At 67.1% G+C, this 17,403-nt stretch carries 14 protein-coding genes; 7 read left to right on the top strand and 7 right to left on the bottom strand.

Features of this window, described 5'->3' with window-relative positions:
- The first annotated feature begins 34 nt into the window (after positions 1–34).
- The 4 genes from AC1RHV_RS16100 (at position 35) to AC1RHV_RS16115 (ending at position 5,303) form a co-directional block, all read left to right on the top strand.
- Positions 35–1,438 (top strand): DKNYY domain-containing protein, encoded by a 1,404-nt coding sequence (locus tag AC1RHV_RS16100; RefSeq protein ID WP_492301328.1) that lies wholly within the window; start codon positions 35–37, stop codon positions 1,436–1,438.
- A 172-nt stretch (positions 1,439–1,610) separates the two neighbouring features.
- On the top strand, positions 1,611–3,509 hold the full coding sequence (htpG, locus tag AC1RHV_RS16105; RefSeq protein ID WP_125470201.1) for a molecular chaperone HtpG: 1,899 nt from the start codon (positions 1,611–1,613) through the stop codon (positions 3,507–3,509).
- Positions 3,510–3,771: 262 nt separating this feature from the next.
- The gene (locus AC1RHV_RS16110; RefSeq protein WP_119450477.1) at positions 3,772–4,041 is read left to right on the top strand and encodes a helix-turn-helix domain-containing protein; all 270 of its coding nucleotides are present in this window, start codon (positions 3,772–3,774) and stop codon (positions 4,039–4,041) included.
- On the top strand, positions 4,038–5,303 hold the full coding sequence (locus tag AC1RHV_RS16115) for a type II toxin-antitoxin system HipA family toxin (RefSeq protein WP_492301330.1): 1,266 nt from the start codon (positions 4,038–4,040) through the stop codon (positions 5,301–5,303). Before AC1RHV_RS16110 ends, AC1RHV_RS16115 begins: the two co-directional genes overlap by 4 nt.
- Positions 5,304–5,342: 39 nt before the next feature.
- On the opposite strand, the gene AC1RHV_RS16120 is transcribed toward AC1RHV_RS16115, so the two are convergent.
- The 6 genes from AC1RHV_RS16120 to AC1RHV_RS16145 all read right to left on the bottom strand — a co-directional run bounded on the left by AC1RHV_RS16120 (position 5,343) and on the right by AC1RHV_RS16145 (position 12,862).
- Complete coding sequence (locus AC1RHV_RS16120) at positions 5,343–7,460, bottom strand: acetate--CoA ligase family protein (RefSeq protein WP_492301332.1); 2,118 nt, start codon at positions 7,458–7,460, stop codon at positions 5,343–5,345.
- 17 nt (positions 7,461–7,477) lie between these two features.
- On the bottom strand, positions 7,478–8,473 hold the full coding sequence (locus tag AC1RHV_RS16125) for an acrylyl-CoA reductase family protein (RefSeq protein WP_492301334.1): 996 nt from the start codon (positions 8,471–8,473) through the stop codon (positions 7,478–7,480).
- Between the two features lie 18 nt (positions 8,474–8,491).
- A complete protein-coding gene (locus tag AC1RHV_RS16130) occupies positions 8,492–9,655 on the bottom strand; it encodes an acyl-CoA dehydrogenase family protein (protein WP_192352851.1) in 1,164 nt (387 codons plus the stop codon).
- 3 nt (positions 9,656–9,658) lie between these two features.
- Positions 9,659–10,630 (bottom strand): tripartite tricarboxylate transporter substrate binding protein, encoded by a 972-nt coding sequence (locus AC1RHV_RS16135; RefSeq protein WP_492301335.1) that lies wholly within the window; start codon positions 10,628–10,630, stop codon positions 9,659–9,661.
- Between the two features lie 18 nt (positions 10,631–10,648).
- Positions 10,649–11,632: a Bug family tripartite tricarboxylate transporter substrate binding protein gene (locus AC1RHV_RS16140; RefSeq protein ID WP_119450472.1), complete on the bottom strand. Its 984-nt coding sequence runs from the start codon at positions 11,630–11,632 to the stop codon at positions 10,649–10,651.
- Between the two features lie 63 nt (positions 11,633–11,695).
- Entirely contained in the window at positions 11,696–12,862 is a 1,167-nt protein-coding gene (locus AC1RHV_RS16145) for an acyl-CoA dehydrogenase family protein (protein ID WP_119450471.1), read from the bottom strand.
- A 184-nt stretch (positions 12,863–13,046) separates the two neighbouring features.
- Between AC1RHV_RS16145 and AC1RHV_RS16150 the strand changes: the two genes are divergently transcribed.
- The 3 genes from AC1RHV_RS16150 (at position 13,047) to AC1RHV_RS16160 (ending at position 15,993) form a co-directional block, all read left to right on the top strand.
- Positions 13,047–13,844 (top strand): IclR family transcriptional regulator, encoded by a 798-nt coding sequence (locus tag AC1RHV_RS16150; RefSeq protein ID WP_119450470.1) that lies wholly within the window; start codon positions 13,047–13,049, stop codon positions 13,842–13,844.
- A complete protein-coding gene (locus AC1RHV_RS16155) occupies positions 13,834–14,607 on the top strand; it encodes an IclR family transcriptional regulator (RefSeq protein WP_175180503.1) in 774 nt (257 codons plus the stop codon). The genes AC1RHV_RS16150 and AC1RHV_RS16155 overlap by 11 nt, the downstream gene beginning before the upstream one ends.
- 186 nt (positions 14,608–14,793) lie before the next feature.
- The gene (locus tag AC1RHV_RS16160; RefSeq protein WP_054459320.1) at positions 14,794–15,993 is read left to right on the top strand and encodes an MFS transporter; all 1,200 of its coding nucleotides are present in this window, start codon (positions 14,794–14,796) and stop codon (positions 15,991–15,993) included.
- Positions 15,994–16,072: 79 nt separating this feature from the next.
- On the opposite strand, the gene AC1RHV_RS16165 is transcribed toward AC1RHV_RS16160, so the two are convergent.
- A complete protein-coding gene (locus AC1RHV_RS16165) occupies positions 16,073–17,383 on the bottom strand; it encodes an MFS transporter (RefSeq protein ID WP_119450466.1) in 1,311 nt (436 codons plus the stop codon).
- Positions 17,384–17,403: the final 20 nt, after the last annotated feature.

The following is a 17,403-nucleotide window of genomic DNA, read 5'->3' on the forward strand; positions in this document are numbered from 1 at the left end:
TCGCCAATCAACGGCAGGTCAGCCCCGCCACTCCATGCAAAAACGCGCCAAATGGGCCGTGATCACGCTGGTCCTGATCATCGCCGCGCTGCCGATGTTCCTGCTGTTCTGGTTGATGGACGGCGACGACTTCGCGGCCGTCGACCGTGGGCAGTCTTACGGCAACAGTATCTATAAGAATTATCAGGGCGGCGTTTACGCCGCCGTCCCCAGCAACGGCTACTACCGCATGGACGAGGCCGATCCAGCCAGTTTCACGGCCTTCGATACCGGAGCCTTCGACGGCAGGCAGGCGGCCAGGGACCAGCGCCGCGTGTATTGCGGCAATCAGGTCGTGCCCGACATGAAGCCGGTGTCGGCGCGCTACCTGGGCAACAGCTATTTCAGCGACGGCGCGGTTACGGTTTTCTGCTCGATGCACAGCGTGCGCAACGAGGAGCTGGGCATGCTGGACGAGTTCTGGCAGAGGATCCAGTACCAGGCGGACGCCGGCCCCAAGCCGCAGACCTACCTGTATCCGTTCGTCGCCCTGCCGGCCAGCGCCCGGCCCTACCGGCCGTTGCTGGACCGCGAGCTGGCCACCGACGATGTACGCGTGTACTACCGCGGCCGCGAAATGCCGCAGGCGGCGCCGGCTTCGCTGCGCCGCCTGCCTGCAGGCCGGGATGGCGACGTGCGTTCCAGCGACGATTTCTTCGCCGATGGCCGCCGCGTCTATTTCCACGAACAGTTGCTGCCGCTGTCGGATGATCCCGCGCTGTACACCTTCATGGTGGGCGACCTGTACCGCCAGCCCTATCTGCAAGACCCCCGCGACGGCATGGTGTATGTGGGCGCGCAGCCCTTCGACGCGGCGCATGCGCCGTACCGCCTGCTGAACGAGCACGGCCGGCATGTGTACCAGGCGCTGTTCCGCAGCAAGGACGGTATCTTTTTCTACAACACGCAGACGCGGCAGGTGGAACGGGCTGGCGACGATCCCTTCGCCTCGGGATCCTTCACCGAGCTGTCGCCATACGTGTACACGGACGGCAAACAGACGTTGTTCCTGCAGGCGCAGGAAGTTTGGGCCCGCAACTCGCGGGGCGGGGGCGGCGGGCTGGTGTCCCGTTCCACGCTGGTCAACCAGCTGGCGGATGCGCCGGCTGGGGAATGGATCAAGCGCGGCGTGGTTTATCACAACTTCGGCACGGTCTGGCAGAAGGGAGAGAAGCTCTATTACCTGGATGAGCTTGGACCCTCGCAGCTGATTTCCCATTCGATCTATCAGATCATGGACCGCGGCGCGGCGGATTTCCTGCTGAGTTCGCAAGAAACACGGCAGATCACGGCTGCCGACATACGCAAGCTGGTCCGGGCCGGCAAGCTGGCGGTGCCGCAGTATGAAGCCGTGCTGGAAGCCAAGACACGTTACCGCAAGGTGTTCTCGATTTTCTGAGGCGCTGCCGCCACTCCCCAAAAGGGGAGGCTAGAACCTGCGGGGGTTTTTTTGCCCGCCCTTGAAAGTGCGCCATTGGCCCCCACATCAGTAGGGTTTCCCGGCGGCCGCGCGGGCCAGATGTCCCGGCAGCCAATAACCGTCCCTAATTTTTACCTAGCCACGTAGAACTATGAGCCAAACCGCCACGCCTTCCACGTCCGAAACCCTGGGGTTCCAGGCAGAGGTGAAGCAGCTGCTGCACCTGATGATCCATTCGCTGTACAGCAACAAGGAAATCTTCCTGCGCGAGCTGGTGTCGAACGCATCGGATGCCTGCGACAAGCTGCGCTTCGAGGCCATCGACCAGCCCGAACTGCTGGAAGGCAATGGCGAACTGGCCATCACGGTCAGCTACGACAAGGCCGCCCGCACCATCACGATTTCCGACAACGGCATCGGCCTGTCGCGTGAAGAAGCCGTGGCCAACCTGGGCACGATCGCGCGCTCCGGCACGCGGGAATTCTTCTCGCAGCTGACCGGCGACAAGCAGAAGGATGCGCAGCTGATCGGCCAGTTCGGCGTGGGCTTCTATTCGTCGTTCATCGTGGCCGACAAGGTCACGGTGGTCAGCCGCCGCGCCGGCGCCACGGACGCGATCCAGTGGGAATCCGACGGCCAGGGCGAATTCACCATCGCCGCTGCCGAGAAGGCCACGCGCGGCACGGACGTGACGCTGCACCTGCGCGCCGACGAAGACGAATTGCTCAACGGCTGGAAGCTGCGCGAGATCCTGCGCCGCTACTCGGACCACATCTCCCTGCCCATCCGCATGGCCAAGGAAGAGTGGGACCAGGAAAAGGGCGAGCAGGTCAAGACCGAAGAACTGGAAACGGTGAACCAGGCCAATGCGCTGTGGGCCCGCAGCAAGTCGGACGTCACGGAAGAGCAGTATCGCGAGTTCTACAAGACGGTGTCGCACGACTACGACGACCCGCTGGCCTGGACCCACAACCGCGTCGAAGGCCGCAGCGAATACACGCAGCTGCTGTACGTGCCCAAGCATGCGCCCATGGACATGTGGGACCGCGACGGCCGCCACGGCGTGAAGCTGTACGTGAAGCGCGTCTTCATCATGGACGACGCCGACCAGCTGCTGCCGTCGTACCTGCGCTTCGTGCGCGGCGTGATCGACTCGGCCGACCTGCCGCTGAACGTGTCGCGTGAAATCCTGCAGGAAAGCCGCGACGTGCGCGCCATCCGCGAGGGCTCGGCCAAGCGCATCCTGTCGCTGCTGGAAGACATGGCGGAGAACAAGCCGGAAGACTACGCCACGTTCTGGTCGGAGTTCGGCCAGGTGCTGAAGGAAGGCGCGGGCGAGGACTCGGCCAACCTGGAACGCATCGCCAAGCTCATGCGTTTCGCCTCGACCCACACGGGCGACCAGGCCCAGACCGTGTCGTTCGCCGACTACGTGTCGCGCATGAAGGAAGGCCAGGACAAGATCTACTACGTCACGGCGGATACCTTCGCTGCGGCCAGCAACAGCCCGCATCTGGAAATCTTCCGCAAGAAGGGCATCGAAGTCCTGCTGCTGTCGGACCGCGTGGACGAATGGATGCTGTCCTATCTGCGTGAATTCGACGGCAAGTCGCTGGTGTCGGTGGCCAAGGGCGGCCTGGACCTGGCCGAGCTGGCCGACGAGGAAGAAAAGAAGCACCAGGCCGAAGTGGCCGAGGACTTCAAGCCGCTGGTCGAGCGCCTGCAGAAGACGCTGGAAGACCAGGTCAAGGAAGTGCGCGTGACGCTGCGCCTGGTGGACTCGCCGGCGTGCGTGGTGGTGGGCCAGAACGAACTCAGCCCGCACCTGCTGCGCATGCTCAAGGCCGCCGGCCAGGAAGCGCCCAACGTCAAGCCGGTGCTGGAAATCAACCCGGAGCACCCGCTGCTGGCCCGCATCCGCGCTGCCGAAGACGGCGAATTCGACCAGTGGGCGCGCCTGCTGCTGGATCAGGCGCTGCTGGCCGAAGGCGCGCAGATCGCCGACCCGGCCGCGTTCGTGAAGCGCTTGAATGCGTTGCTGCTGAAGTAAGCGGCGCATCCGCTTGAAGGAAGAAAGGCGCCCCTTGGCGCCTTTTTTCTTTTGGGAGACGTTTCACAAGCAGTGATTAAAAAATTACCGATCGGTAATTTTGTACAAAAAATCCGCTTGGATAGAAAAAATTATTCCCGCTCGGTAATTTTTTCGCCGTAGAAAAATGTGCTGCGGCAAATTTTTCCCGCTCGGTAATTTTTTTCCTACGCCAATCAAATTTTTATCCTAAAATTACCGATCGGTAATTTTGGAGGCGGCCATGCCCTCGCAAGATATTCCTGCCGAGCTCGCAGGCGGGGCCGGCGTAACGATCCGCACATCGACCGAATTGGGCGAATTGGTGAAGGCCGTGCGGCGCTCGCAGGGCTTGCTGCAAGCGGACTTGGCTGGCCTGTCTGGCACCGGCAACCGCTATGTGGTGGATCTGGAGCGCGGCAAGCCCACGCTGCAATTGCAGAAGGTGCTGGACATGCTGGATCTGCTGGGCCTGGAAGTGCAGGTAGCGCCCAAACGCCCGAGGCTGCCATGACCGTCGCTGACGCGCTGGACCTCTATCACGCTGACCGCAAGGTCGGCCGCTTGTTCGACGAGCGGCCGTTGCGCTTCGTGTACGAAGATGCCTGGCTGAATTGGGCTGGCGCGCATGCAATTTCGCCGTCGGTGCCTCTGCGCAGCGGCGATCATGCGGGCGATGCCGTGCATGCTTTTTTTGAAAACCTGTTGCCCGAAGGGCATGTACGCAAGTTTCTGCAGGTCAGCCGCCATGCCACCACGGTCTTCGGTCTGCTGCGCAGCGTGGGCGGGGATACCGCCAGCGGGTTGACGATACTGCCGCAAGGGGAGCGGCCCGCGCCGGCGCGCCACCGGGTTGCTACATGGCAGGACGTGACAAAGCGCCTGCAAAACGTGGCCGTGCCCGCGCTGGCGGCGGAGAACGCCGAGGGCGCCCGCATTTCCCTGGCCGGGGCGCAGGACAAGCTTCTATTGACGGTCATGCCCGATGGTTCGCCAGCGATACCCGAGGGGGCTGCACCGTCCACGCATATTCTGAAGCCGGATATTCGCGGCCTCGATGGCGTATGGTCATCGGCCCTGAACGAAACGCTGGTCATGCAGTTGGCCGCCAGAATGGGCCTGGGCGTGGCGGAAGTCCGCTATCAGCCCGATACGCGCGCATGCCTGATTACCCGGTATGACCGCAAGCCTGACGGCAAGGGTGGTTTGCTGCGGCTGCATCAGTTGGATCTCTGCCAGCTGGCTGGCAAACCGTCCGACGTGAAGTATGAGTCCGATGGCGGTCCGTCGCTGCAGCAATGTCGGGAGCTGTTGGGAAGCATGGGCATCGGCGCGGCGGATTTGAAGCGATTCCTGCAATGGATATTCTTCAACTTGTGCGTCGGCAACAACGATAGCCATGCCAAGAACCTGTCCGTGCTGCAGACGCAAGATGGCCGATACCGGCTGGCGCCCTTTTATGACCTGATGTGCACGGGCATGTACTCCGGGCTTGCTCGCAATTTCGCGTTTGCGATCGGCGGTGAAGTGAAGCCGGGCAGCATCGGCGCGGAACATATCGCGACCATGGCTAAGGAGTTGGGTTTTGCCCTGCGCTACGTCAGGGCAGCAGGGGAGTCGCTGGTGGATGCGCTTCCCGTCGCCTTGGATGAGGTGCAGGCAGGACTGCTGGCGCAGGCGCCGGGGGGCGCGGAGCGCACGTTGATCGAGCGCTTGGGGCGTTGGATCAAGACCAACACCCGCAAGCATGCCAGGCGGTGGGGGATGGACGCGTAGCCGCCCGCGGCCGCATCGGCGCCACCGTCCGGGTGGCGCCTAGCCCCGCATCACCACCGCATCCAGTGCCACCACCCCTTGTCCCTCGGGCAGCGCCAGCAAGGGATTGATCTCCATTGAACTGAAGTCCTCCCGCCGCGCGTGGGCGTAGCGGGATAGCGCCGCCAGCGCGTCAGCCAGCGCATCGACGTCGCAAGGAGGCGCGCCGCGCGCGCCTTGCAGCAGCGCGTAGCCCTTGATCTCGCGGATCATCGCCAGGGCTTCCTCGCGACCGAAGGGGGCCAGGCGGAAGCTCACATCCTTGAGCACTTCGACGAAGACGCCGCCCAACCCGAACATGACGACCGGGCCGAACACCGGGTCGCAATGCACGCCGGCGATGCATTCCACGCCCTTGGGCGCCATGGGCGCGACGAGCACGCCGTCGATGCGGGCGTCGGGCCGGTGCTGGCGCACGGCGGCCATGATGTCGGCATAGGCCTGCCGCACGGCGGCTTCGCCGCGGATGTTGAGCTTCACGCCGCCTACGTCGCTCTTGTGCGTGATGTCGGGCGATACCACCTTGAGCACGACGGGAGCGGCGTCGCCGTCCGTAGCAGCCAGCTCGGCGACGGCGCGCACCGCCGCGTCCACGTCGGCGGCCAGCGTGCAGGGCGAGGCCGGCAAGCCGGCCTGGCGCAGCAGCGCCATGGCCTGGACTTCGTTGTAGGCGTCCAGCAATGGCGGTGTGTGCGCCGCGGGCATCGTGGGAGCATCGTCAACCACGTCGCTACCCGTATGAGCAGCCAGCCCGGCCACCGCGCCTATCGTGCGGATGGCGGCGCTGGGATCAGTGAACACCAGGCAGCCCAGTTGCTCCAGTTCCCGGCGGCGCGCGGGCGGGAACAGCGCGCTGATGGCCAACGGCACGTCCGGATGGCGGGCCTGCATCTGCCTTGCGAAAGCCTCGAAGGTAGGCCACAAGGCTTCGGAGGATCCAGCGGCGGCCAGGAAGACGGCCAGCGCGTCGTAGCGTCCATCGGCCAGCATGTCGTCGGCGGTGGCCAGCAGCAGCCCGGGTTCGGACACGGCCTGGCCGGTGACGTCGACGGGATTGCGGCCGCTGGCGAAGGGCACGCGCTCCAGCAGTCGGGCTTGCGCTTCGGCGGCGGGCTCGGGCAGCGCCAGGCCAGTGTCGTCGGCCTCGTCGGCCATCAAGGCGCCCACGCCGCCAGAGATGGTGAAGATCCCCAGCCGGCGGCCCTGCGGCGGCTGTTTCCAGGTGTCCAGCGCATAGCCCAGGTTGAAGAATTCCTCGATGGTGCACGCGCGCAGGGCGCCGTATTGGCGGAACAGCGCGTCGTAGACGGCGTCATCGCCGGCCAGCGCAGCGGTATGCGAAGCTGCGGCTTGCGCGCCGGCCTGGGTACGGCCGATCTTCGTGACGACGACGGGTTTGCCAGCCGCGCGCGCCGCGGCCAGGGCGAGGCGCAGCTTGGCGCCGTCGCGGCAGCCTTCCATGTAGGCCATGATGACGCGCGTATCGGCGTCACGAGCCAGCCATTCGATGCAGTCGGCCACGTCGATGTCGGCCTCGTTGCCGGTGCTGATCCAGTGCGACAGGCCCAGGCCGCGCTCGCGCGCCATGCTGTAGGCGTAGGCGCCGAATGCGCCGCTCTGCGACACCATGCCAATGCCGCCGGCGGCGACGATGCCGTTGGCGGGGGCGGGCGAGAACGTTGCGTAGACATTGCGCCGCACGTTCATGAAGCCCAGGCAATTCGGCCCCAGCAGGCGGATGCCGCGCTCGCGCGCGATGGCGCAGAGCCGTTCCTGTTGCGCGGCCCCTTGCGCGCCGGTCTCGGAAAAACCCGAGGTGAACACCACGGCGGCGCCTACCTGGCCGGGCCGGGCGCGTTCCAGCGCCTGCGTGGCATGAGCGGCCGGCACGGCCAGAATGGCCAGGTCCACCTCCGCGTCCAGCGCGTCCAGGCCGGGTACGGCCGGCAGGCCGGCGATGGCGTCTGCGCGCGGGTTGACGGGGATGATGCGGCCGCCGTAGCCGTGTTGTAGCAGCAGCTTCACCGGCATCGCGCCGATCTTGCCGGGCGTGGCCGAGGCGCCGACGATGGCGATGCCTTGCGGATTGAAGAGGCGGGACAGGGAAGAGTCAGTCATGATGTGGCGATAAAAAATCAGGAGTAGCGCACGACGCTGCGGCCCGTGCTGCCGCGTTCGAGCATGGCGGCCAGCGCTTGCGGCAGCTGGCGGGGTTCGATGACGCGCGCGATCAGGTCCAGGTGCGCGGGGCGGTATTCGGCGGCGAGCTTGTTCCATACCTGGCGCCGCAGCGGCATGGGGCTGTTGGCGTTGATGCCCAGCAGCTTGACGCCGCGCAAGATGAAAGGGATGACGGTGGTGGGCAGTTCCGCGCCGCCGGCGTTGCCGAAGGCGGCGGCCACGCCGTCCGGCTTCAGGCTGGCCAACGCGTGGGCCAGCAGCGGCCCGCCCACGGAGTCGACCACGCCCGCCCAGCGCGCGCTCATGAGCGGTTTGATGCCGGCCGACAGGTCGGGCGGGGCAATCACCTCCTGCGCGCCCAACGAGCGCAGATAGTCCGCCGCATCCGGCTTGCCGGACATGGCGCAGACGCGATAGCCGCGCTGGCTCAGGATGTCGATGGCGACGCCGGCAACGCCGCCGGTTGCGCCGGTGACCAGGACCTCGCCTTGTTCCGGCGTCAGTCCGCAATGCTCCATCCAGTGCAGCGAGAGCGCCGCGGTGTAGCCCGCCGCGCCCAGCACGGCCGCATCGCGCAGTCCGATGCCGGCGGGCAGCGGCAGCGCCCAGTCGTGGCGCACCCGCGCATACTCGGCATAGCCGCCGTCGCAGTCCACGCCGATGCCGAAGCCATGCACCACGACCTCCTGGCCGGGCGCGAGCGCAGGGTCGGCGGAATGCACAACGGTGCCAGAAAGATCAATGCCGCCGATGCGTGGATACTCGCGGATGATGCCGCCGCGCCCGGCCTGGGCCAGCGCGTCCTTGTAGTTCAGGCCGGCATAGGCCACCTTGATGAGCGTGTCGCCCGCGGACAACTGGTCCGCGGTCAGGGTGTCGAAACGGCCCTGCGGCGGTTCGCCCGCCGCGCCTGCGTGCAGGCGGTAGGCCTGGAATTCGGGATTTTCCATGTTCGTCTCCTTAAGGGATCAGGCCAGCAGCCGGCGCGCCAGCGTGGCGCGGTGCAGTTCGTTGGCGCCGTCATAAATGCGGAAGGGGCGCATCTCCTGCCAGACCATGGATACGGGCGTGTCGTCCGAGAGGCCCGATGCGCCCATCATCTGTACGGCGCGGTCGGCCACGCGGTTCACGGCCTCGGACACAAAGACCTTGGCCATGGCGCTGTGCTGTTTCACCGACAGGCCTTCGTCCATGCGGGCTGCGCAGTCCAGCGTCATGAGGCGGCTGGCATGCAGGTCGATGTGGGAGTCCGCGACCATGGCCTGGATCTGCTGCAGGTCCGCCAGGCGCGCGCCGAAGGATTCGCGCCGCACCACATAGGCCTGCGCCGTCTCCAGCGCACGCCGGGCGCGGCCGATGTAGCGCATGCAATGGGACAGCCGGGCAGGTTCCAGCCGCAGCTGCGCATATTCCAGGCCGCGGCCGGGCTCGCCCAGCACGGCCTCGTCACCGACCTCGCAGTCTTGCAGCAGGATTTCGGCGTGGCCGCCGATCTGGTAGCCCGTCACCATGCCGATGTCGCGCACCACCTGGTAGCCCGGCGTGTCCGCCGGCACCAGGAACAGCGTGGCGCCGGTATCGGTGCGCGCCAGCACCAGCGCGAAATCCGCACCCACGCCGCCGCTGATGAATTGCTTGTGGCCGTTGAGCACCCAGCGTCCGTTGCGCCTTTCGGCGCGCGTGCGCAGCATGGACGGATCGGAGCCGGCGCCGGGGGCGGGCTCGGTCATGGCGAAGCAGGCGCGCTGTTCGCCGCGCACCAGCGGCGCGAGGAAGCGCTCCTGCTGGGCGGTGTCGCCCAGGCGCAGCAACGTCAGCATGTTGGGCTGGTCGGGCGCGGCGCAGTTCAGCGCGGCGGGGCCCAGGAAGCCGCGCCCCGCTTCTTCCAGCACCTGTGCCAGGGCGCGCCAGCCCAAGCCCAGTCCGCCCCATTCCTGCGGCAACTGGGGCGCATACAGGCCGGCCTCGCGGGCCTGTACGCGCAATTGGGCGACGCAGCGATCCAGCGCGGCCACGTCGCGGGCAATGGCGGGGGACTCGGCCGGTATCGCCACCTCGTCGACGAAGCGGCGCACGCGCGCGCACAGGTCTTGCAGGGCGTCGCCGCCGTTGCGTTCTGGCTTGGACTGCATGGTTTATTCCTCGATCTTGACGCCGGCCTGCTTGACCACGGCGCGCCATCTGTCGGTTTCGTCGGCGATGTGCCGGCCGAACGCTTCGGCCGTGCCGCCTGTGGCTTGCATGCCCAGCCCGCTGAAGTAGCTGCGCACTTCCGGATCGGCCAGCACGGCGTTGATCTGCCGGTTCAGCAGGGCGACCACGTCCTTGGGCGTACCGGCGGGCGCCATCACGCCCCACCAGGACGAGGCCGACAAGGGCACGCCCAGTTCAGCCAGCGTGGGCACGTCGGGCAGTTCGGGATTGCGCGTTTGCGAGGCGATGGCGACGGCGCGCAGACGCCCGGCCTTGACCTGCGCATACACCGGAGGCAGGTTGTCGAAGCTCATCTGGACCTGGCCGCCGACCAGCGCGGTGGCGGCTTCGCTGCTGCCCTTGTACGGGATGTGCCGCAGCGCGATACCGGTCTGGTGCGCGAACTGTTCGCCCGCCAGATGGGGGATGCTGCCCGTTCCCGCGGTGGCGAAGGTCAGCCCCTGCTGTTGCGCGGCGGCGCGTTTCAAGTCTTCCAGGCTGCGTATCGGGCTGGCTGCGGGAAGCAGCAGGTAGACCGGCACATCCGTGGCCCAGACCACGGGCGTCAGGTTCTTCTTCACGTCATAGGGCAGCTTGGCGTACAGCACGCTGTTGGTCGCCAGGTTGGCGGTGCCCATCAGCAAGGTGTAGCCGTCGGGCGCGGCGCTGGCGACAAAAGCGGTGCCGATCTGCGTGGCGCCGCCGGGCTTGTTTTCGACCACCACGGGCTGGCCCAGCAAGGGCGCCAGCTTGCGGGCGATCATGCGCGCCGCGGTGTCGGTGCCGCCGCCGGCCGCGTAGGGCACGATCAGGCGCACCGGTTTGTCGGGGTAGGCGGCGGCCTGCGCCGCCCCGGCCGCGCCCAGCAGGGCCACGGCGCACAGTGCGCGCAGCGTTCGGATCAAGGCTTGCATGGCGGTCTCCCGGCGGGTTTACTGGATGCGGGTGCCGGTGGACTGCACCAGCTTGCCCCACCAGGCGGTTTCGTCGGCGATCTGCTTGGCGAACTCGGCGGGCGTGCTGGCCAGCGGTTCCGCGCCCAGCTCCTGGAAGCGGGTGCGCAGCTGCGGGTCTTGCAGCGCCTTGACCACCGCCGCGTGCAGCCGTTCGATCACCGCCGGATCGGTGCCGGCGGGCGCCATCAAACCCTTCCAGGCCATCACCACAAAGCCCTTCTGGCCCGCTTCATCGAAGGTGGGAATGTCAGGGGCGGCGGTGGCGCGCTGGTCGCTGGGGACCGCCAGCGCGCGCAGGCCGCCCGCCTTGACCTGCGGCAGCAGCGCCGGCATGTTGTCGATCATGAAATCGATGTGGCCGGCCACCAGGTCGGTGATGGCGGGGCCGGTGCCTTTGTAGGGCACATGCTCGGCCTGGATGCCGGTCTGCTGCTTGAGCAGTTCGCCAGCCAGTTGCGCGGGCGAACCGTTGCCGGGAGAGCCGAACGACAGTTTGCCGGGGTTGTTGCGCGCGTACTGCAGGAACTCCTCTAGCGTCTTCACCGGCATGGACTTCGTCACCACCATCAGGTTGTGTTCGCGTTCCAGGCAGGTGATGGGCGCCAGGTCCTTGGCCGGGTTGAACGGCATGTTGGCGTACAGGCTGGGATTGATGACGGTGGGACCGGCAGCGGCCAGCAGCAGCGTGTAGCCGTCGGGCGCGGCGCGGGCCACGAAGTCGCCGCCGATGTTGCCGCCAGCGCCGGGCTTGTTCTCCACAATGACCGGCTGGCCCAGGATGGGATGCAGCGCCTCGGCCAGCAGGCGGCCCAGGATGTCGGTCGAGCCGCCCGGGGCGAAGGGCACGATCAGCCTCACGGGCTTGTCGGGATAGGCGGCCGCGGCTTGCGGCGGCAGCGCCGCGCAGGCGAAGGCGGCGGCCATGGCGCCGATCCACTTCGGCAGGTGCTTGTGCAGCATGATGGAAGTCTCCTTTGGTTTGGCGGGCCGCCGGCTTCTTGCGGCTGCGGTCCCTGTATTGCCCTAGCGGCCGGGCGTGTAGCCCGCCTGGCTCAGCGTATGGCGGGCGATGTTCAATTGATGGATCTGGCTGGTGCCCTCGTACAGGCGGAACAGGCGCACGTCGCGGTAGAAGCGTTCGATGCCGTGATCGGCGATGTAGCCGTACCCGCCATGCATCTGCACACATCGGTCCGCCACGCGGCCACACATCTCGGACGCGAAGTACTTGCAGATCGAGGCGTTCAGCGTCACGTCCTCGCCCGCATCGCGCTCGCGGGCGGTTTGCAGAACCAGCGCGCGGGCGGCCTGGATCTCGGTCTGGCAGTCGGCCAGCATGGCCTGGATCAACTGGAAGTCCATCAGCGGCTTGCCGAACTGCTGGCGCTCGGCCACGAAGCGCAACGTGTCGTCCAGCATGCGGATCGCCGGGCCGATGCACAGCGCGGCCAGATGGATGCGCTGCTTGTTCAGCACCTTCATGGCCGTCTTGAAGCCCACGCCTTCCTGGCCGCCGATGATGCAGTCTGCCGGCACGCGGCAGTCCTCGAAATGCACGGCGGAAACCGGCGATCCGGCCTGGCCCATCTTGTCGTAGGGCTGGCCGGTGGACAGGCCCGGCGTGCCGCGCTCCACGATGAATGCGGTGATGCCCTTGGCGCCAGGCGCATCGGGATCGGTGCGCGCCATGACGGTGAACAGGCCCGCCAGCGGGGCATTGGTGATGAAGCACTTCTCGCCGTTCAGCACGTAGTGGTCGCCGTCGCGCACGGCGGTGGTGCGCAGCGCAGTGGCGTCGGAACCCGCCTGCGGCTCGGTCAGGGCGAAGCAGCCGGTCAGTTCCCCGGAGGCCAGCCGCGGCAGGTAGCGGGCCTTCTGCGCGTCGGTGCCGTCCGCCACCAGCGCCTCGGAGCCGATGCCCGTGTTGGTGCCGACCCGGGCGCGAAACGCCACCGAGCATTGCGACAGTTCCATGGCCGCCAGGATCAGCTCCTCGGTCGTCATGCCGGCGCCGCCGTATTGCTCCGGGATGGAATAGCCGAACAGTCCCTGCGCGGCCATGCTGGCGACCAGGTCCTGCGGCACCTCGTCCAGGCGGGCGACCTCGGCTTCGCGCGGCGCCAGTTGCTCTCGCACGTAGCGGCGCAGCGATTCGAGGAATTGCGGGAATCCGTCAGGGTCCCTGATCATGGCTAGTCTCCGTTTCATCATGGGCGCTGATGCGTGCCGCGCCGTGTTGAATCCAGGCTAGCAAAAGGCCGCGGGATTTGAGACAAGTGTTTTGATATCTTGAACGCATGGCGGGCCGTCGCTGCTCTATGATCGGCAGGGACAGACCGCGCATTCCGCGCGCGCCGCGCCCAGGACCTCCACCATGACCACCCGCCCCGGCGAGCGCCATGCCGACCCCGCCTTCGCCACCACGCTGGCGCACGGCTTGTCAGTGCTGCAGGCGTTCCGGCATGGCGAACCCGCGCTCAGCAACCGCGAACTGGCGGACCGCACCGGCCTGTCCAAGGCCACGATTTCACGCTTGACCACCACGCTGATGCAGCGCGGCTTGCTGCGCTACGACGGGGGCTTGCGGCGGTACCGGCTTGGCACGGCGGTGTTGTCGCTGAGCTACCCGCTTCTGGCCAGCATCAAGGTTCGCCAATTGGCGCGCCCGCTGATGAAGCGCCTGGCCGATGCGGCGGGCGGCTCGGCCTCGCTGGGCATGCATCACGGCCTGAACATGGTGTACGTGGAAACCTGTCGCGGCCATGACGCCGTGTCGTTCCGGCCGGACATCGGCGCCTTGCTGCCGCTGCTGCCTTCGGCCATGGGGCGCGCCTGGCTCGCGCAGGCGCCGGCGGACGAGGCTGAGCCCTTGCTGGCGGCGCTGCGGCGCCAGGATCCCGCCGTCTGGCGGCGTCACGCGCCGGACTGGGAGCAGGCTCAGCGCGACTACGCCGAGCATGGCTATTGCGTGGGCCAGGGCGACTGGCACTCGGACGTGCACGCGGTGGCGGTACCCATGCGCACGCGGGTCGACGGCCAGGCGCTGGTGTTCAACTGCGGCGTGCCCGTGACGCGGCTGCGGCCGGGCGACCTGCGCGGCCGCATCGCGCCGCGTCTGCTGACGCTGGTGGCGCGCGTGGAAAAAATGCTGGAGCGCCAGAATGACGCATGACCAGGACCGGGAATTCACCACCACGCTGGCGCGTGGTATCGACATCCTGGCGTGCTTTCGCGCCGACCGCCCGGTGCTGGCCAACAAGGACTTCGCGCAGCAGACCGGCCTGTCGCGCAGCGCCGTGGCGCGCTTGACGCATACGCTGGTTGAATTGGGTTTTCTGCAACGCGAGGGCGAGCCGGCGCGCTACCGGCTGGGCGCCTCGGTGCTGGCGCTGAGCTATCCCTTGCTCGCCAGCATGCAGATCCGGCAATTGGCGCGGCCGCTGATGAAGCAGCTGGCCGACCACGCGCGCGGCGCCGTGTCGCTGGTGGTACGTGACCGCCTCCAGATGGTGTACGTGGAGACTGCCCGCTCCAACGAAGCCTTGCAGACGCGGCCCGACATAGGCGCGGCGCTGCCGCTGTTGTCCAGCGCCGCCGGCAAGGCTTGGCTGGCGCGGGTTTCGGATGAGGAGCGGGCGGTCGTCCTGAACCAGCTGCGCGTGGCGGATCCCCGGCACTACGAGGCCCACTTCCCCAGCCTGGCGGCCGCGCGCCGCGATCTGGAGCGCAAGGGATATTGCGGCAACAACCTGGAGTGGCGGCCGGACGCCTATGGCTTTGCCGCGCCGCTGGGCAGGCCCTATCAGTCGTTGCTGTACGTCTTCAATTGCGGCGTGCCGGCGCAGGACGGGCCTTACCGCGAGCGCGCGGCCGACATCGGCCCGCGCCTGGTCGCCCTGGCGCGCGAGACGGAAAGGTTGCTGGGACTGGCCTGAGACGAATCGGCCCCTTTTCCGGATTCATGACTCCAGGTCAAAAGTGTTTCGCTGTTTCCTGCCTTTTTTCGCAAGGATGACGGCGGCATACTGGACGCCTGTCTTCCGATCCGGGTTTTCCCGCGTTCCGGCCCCTTTGCGCCGGCCCGCTCTCCCGGTCGGCGCAATCGAACCCAAGGAAACCAGATGAATCCCCAGGACTCCCAGCCGGTGAAGGCCGGCCTGCCATTGCTGGCGCTCGCCGTCGGTGCCTTCGGCATCGGCGTGACCGAGTTTTCTCCCATGGGCCTGTTGCCCGTCATCGCCGAAGGGGTGGACGTGTCCATACCCAGCGCCGGCATGCTGATCAGCGCCTACGCCATCGGCGTGATGGTGGGCGCGCCGCTGATGACGCTGGCGCTGTCGCGCTGGTCGCGCCGCAACGCCTTGCTGGTGCTGATGGCGATCTTCACGGTGGGCAACGTGCTGTCCGCGCTGTCGCCCAACTACACGACGCTGCTGTTGGCGCGCCTGGTCACCAGCCTGAACCACGGCGCCTTCTTCGGCCTGGGTTCGCTGGTGGCGGCCAGCGTGGTGCCGCGCCACAAGCAGGCCAGCGCCGTGGCCACCATGTTCCTGGGGCTGACCATCGCCAACGTCGGCGGGGTGCCCGCAGCCACGTGGCTGGGCCAGGTCATAGGCTGGCGCATGTCATTCGCCGCGACCTCGGTGCTGGGCCTGATCGCGATGCTGTCGCTGTGGTTCGCGCTGCCGGCCGGCGAGGCCGGACGCCGTCCCGACATCCGCCGCGAGCTGGCCGTGCTGAAGAGCCCGGTGGTGCTGGTGGCCCTGCTCACCACGGTGCTGGGCGCGGGCGCGATGTTCACGCTTTACACCTACGTGGCGCCGACCCTGGCCGAACTGACGGGCGCATCGCCCAACTTCGTCACGGCGATGCTGGTGCTGATCGGCATCGGCTTCACTATCGGCAATACGGTGGGCGGGCGTTTTGCCGACCGTTCGCTGGATGGCAGCCTGATCGCCTTCCTGGTGCTGATCATCGCCGACTTGCTGGCATTCCCGTGGCTCGCTACGACGCAGACCGGCGCCGCGATTGCGCTGCTGATCTTCGGTTTCGGCACGTTTGCGGTGGTGCCGCCGCTGCAGATGCGCGTCATGCGCGCCGCCACCGATGCGCCGGGGCTGGCGTCGTCAGTGAACGTGGGCGCCTTCAACCTGGGTAACGCGGTAGGCGCCGCAGCGGGCGGGGGCGTGATCTCGGCGGGCATGGGCTATGCCGCGGTGCCGGTCGCCGGCGCGATCATCGCCGCAGCGGGTCTGGGCCTGGTGCTGTGGCAGCGCGCCAGCAACCAGCGCCAACGCAAGCTGGCGATGCAGGGCTGCTGAAGCCGCGACGCGCAGCAAGTAAACAGGGCGCCTGTGCATGCAGGCGCCCTTTCTTCATGCAGGGAAATCGCGGCGTCGCTCAGGCCTCGATCCGTTCCACCTTCCCCACCAGCAGGATGTACGACAGCGCACCCAGCAGGGCCAGCGACGACACGTACACGATGGCGGGCGCGAAGCTGTCCTTCGTCACCAGGAAGCCGATCACGATGGGCGTGCAGATCGACGACAGGTTGCCGACGAAATTGAACACCCCGCCCGTCAGGCCCAGGAGGCGCACCGGCGCCAGCGTGGACACCAGCGACCAGGTGATCGACGCCAGGCCGTTGCCGAAGAAGGCTACGGCCAGGAAGAAGATCACCCAAGGCGTGGAGTCGGTGAAGTTGGCGCCGATCATGGACGTGGATATCAGCAGGCCCAGGATGATGGGCAGCTTGCGCGCCAGGCCGACGGTGGCGCCGCGGCGGATCAGGAAGTCGGACAGCACGCCCGAGCACAGCACGCCGATGAAGGCCGCCAGGAAGGGCACCGACGCCAGGAAGCCGGACTTGATGAAGTCCATGCCGCGGTACTTGACCAGGTAAGTGGGGAACCAGGTCAGGAAGAACCACAGCGTGGACGTCAGGCAGAACTGGCCCAGGTACACGCCCCACAGCTTGCGCTTGCTCATGACCAGGCCCAGGTCGTTCCAGTTGAACGGGGCCTTCTTTTCCTTGACGCTGCGGTCCAGGTCGACCACGCCGCCGCCCTGCTGGATCAGCTCGATTTCTGCCGCGTTCGCGCCCTTGAACTGCCGCGGCTCGCGGTAGATCATGAACCACAGCACGCCCCACACGATGCCCAGCAGGCCGGTGCTGACGAACACCATATGCCAACCGTAGTGGTGCTGCAGCCAGGCCAGCACCGGCGTCAGGAACGCCAGGCCGACGAACTGGCCCGAGGTATAGAAGCCGATGGCGGTGGCGCGTTCGCGTTCCGGGAACCAGGTGGTGACGACGCGGTTGTTGATCGGATAGGCCGGGGCTTCCAGCGCGCCCACGGCCAGGCGCAGCACGAACAGGATGACGAAGCTGCCGGCAAAGCCCATGAAGAACGTGGCTGCCGACCACAGGATCAGCGCGGCCGCGTACAGCACGCGCGGCGACACGCGGTCCACCAGCCAGCCGCCGGGGATCTGCATGGCGGCGTAAGTCCAGCCGAAGGCCGACAGGATCAGGCCTTCATGCACGGTGTCCAGGCCGAACTCGTCCTTGAGCGCGGGTGCTGCGATCGACAGGTTGCTGCGGTCCAGGTAGTTGATGACGACGGTGATGAACAGCATCACCATGATGAGGTACCGGCTGCGCGTGGGGCGCTGGGCGCCCTGCAGGCCGGCGTGGGTGGCAGTGGACAAGGGATGTCTCCTCTTTCTCT

The sequence above is a fragment of the Achromobacter sp. GW823-FHT04E03 genome, from assembly GCF_058796095.1.

Excerpts from the sequence above, each read along its gene's own strand:
- AC1RHV_RS16100 (WP_492301328.1), top strand. The coding sequence starts at position 35 with ATGCAAAAACGCGCCAAATGGGCCGTGATCACGCTGGTCCTGATCATC.
- htpG (WP_125470201.1), top strand. The coding sequence starts at position 1,611 with ATGAGCCAAACCGCCACGCCTTCCACGTCCGAAACCCTGGGGTTCCAG.
- AC1RHV_RS16110 (WP_119450477.1), top strand. The coding sequence starts at position 3,772 with ATGCCCTCGCAAGATATTCCTGCCGAGCTCGCAGGCGGGGCCGGCGTA.
- AC1RHV_RS16115 (WP_492301330.1), top strand. The coding sequence starts at position 4,038 with ATGACCGTCGCTGACGCGCTGGACCTCTATCACGCTGACCGCAAGGTC.
- AC1RHV_RS16120 (WP_492301332.1), bottom strand. The coding sequence starts at position 7,460 with ATGACTGACTCTTCCCTGTCCCGCCTCTTCAATCCGCAAGGCATCGCC.
- AC1RHV_RS16125 (WP_492301334.1), bottom strand. The coding sequence starts at position 8,473 with ATGGAAAATCCCGAATTCCAGGCCTACCGCCTGCACGCAGGCGCGGCG.
- AC1RHV_RS16130 (WP_192352851.1), bottom strand. The coding sequence starts at position 9,655 with ATGCAGTCCAAGCCAGAACGCAACGGCGGCGACGCCCTGCAAGACCTG.
- AC1RHV_RS16135 (WP_492301335.1), bottom strand. The coding sequence starts at position 10,630 with ATGCAAGCCTTGATCCGAACGCTGCGCGCACTGTGCGCCGTGGCCCTG.
- AC1RHV_RS16140 (WP_119450472.1), bottom strand. The coding sequence starts at position 11,632 with ATGCTGCACAAGCACCTGCCGAAGTGGATCGGCGCCATGGCCGCCGCC.
- AC1RHV_RS16145 (WP_119450471.1), bottom strand. The coding sequence starts at position 12,862 with ATGATCAGGGACCCTGACGGATTCCCGCAATTCCTCGAATCGCTGCGC.
- AC1RHV_RS16150 (WP_119450470.1), top strand. The coding sequence starts at position 13,047 with ATGACCACCCGCCCCGGCGAGCGCCATGCCGACCCCGCCTTCGCCACC.
- AC1RHV_RS16155 (WP_175180503.1), top strand. The coding sequence starts at position 13,834 with ATGACGCATGACCAGGACCGGGAATTCACCACCACGCTGGCGCGTGGT.
- AC1RHV_RS16160 (WP_054459320.1), top strand. The coding sequence starts at position 14,794 with ATGAATCCCCAGGACTCCCAGCCGGTGAAGGCCGGCCTGCCATTGCTG.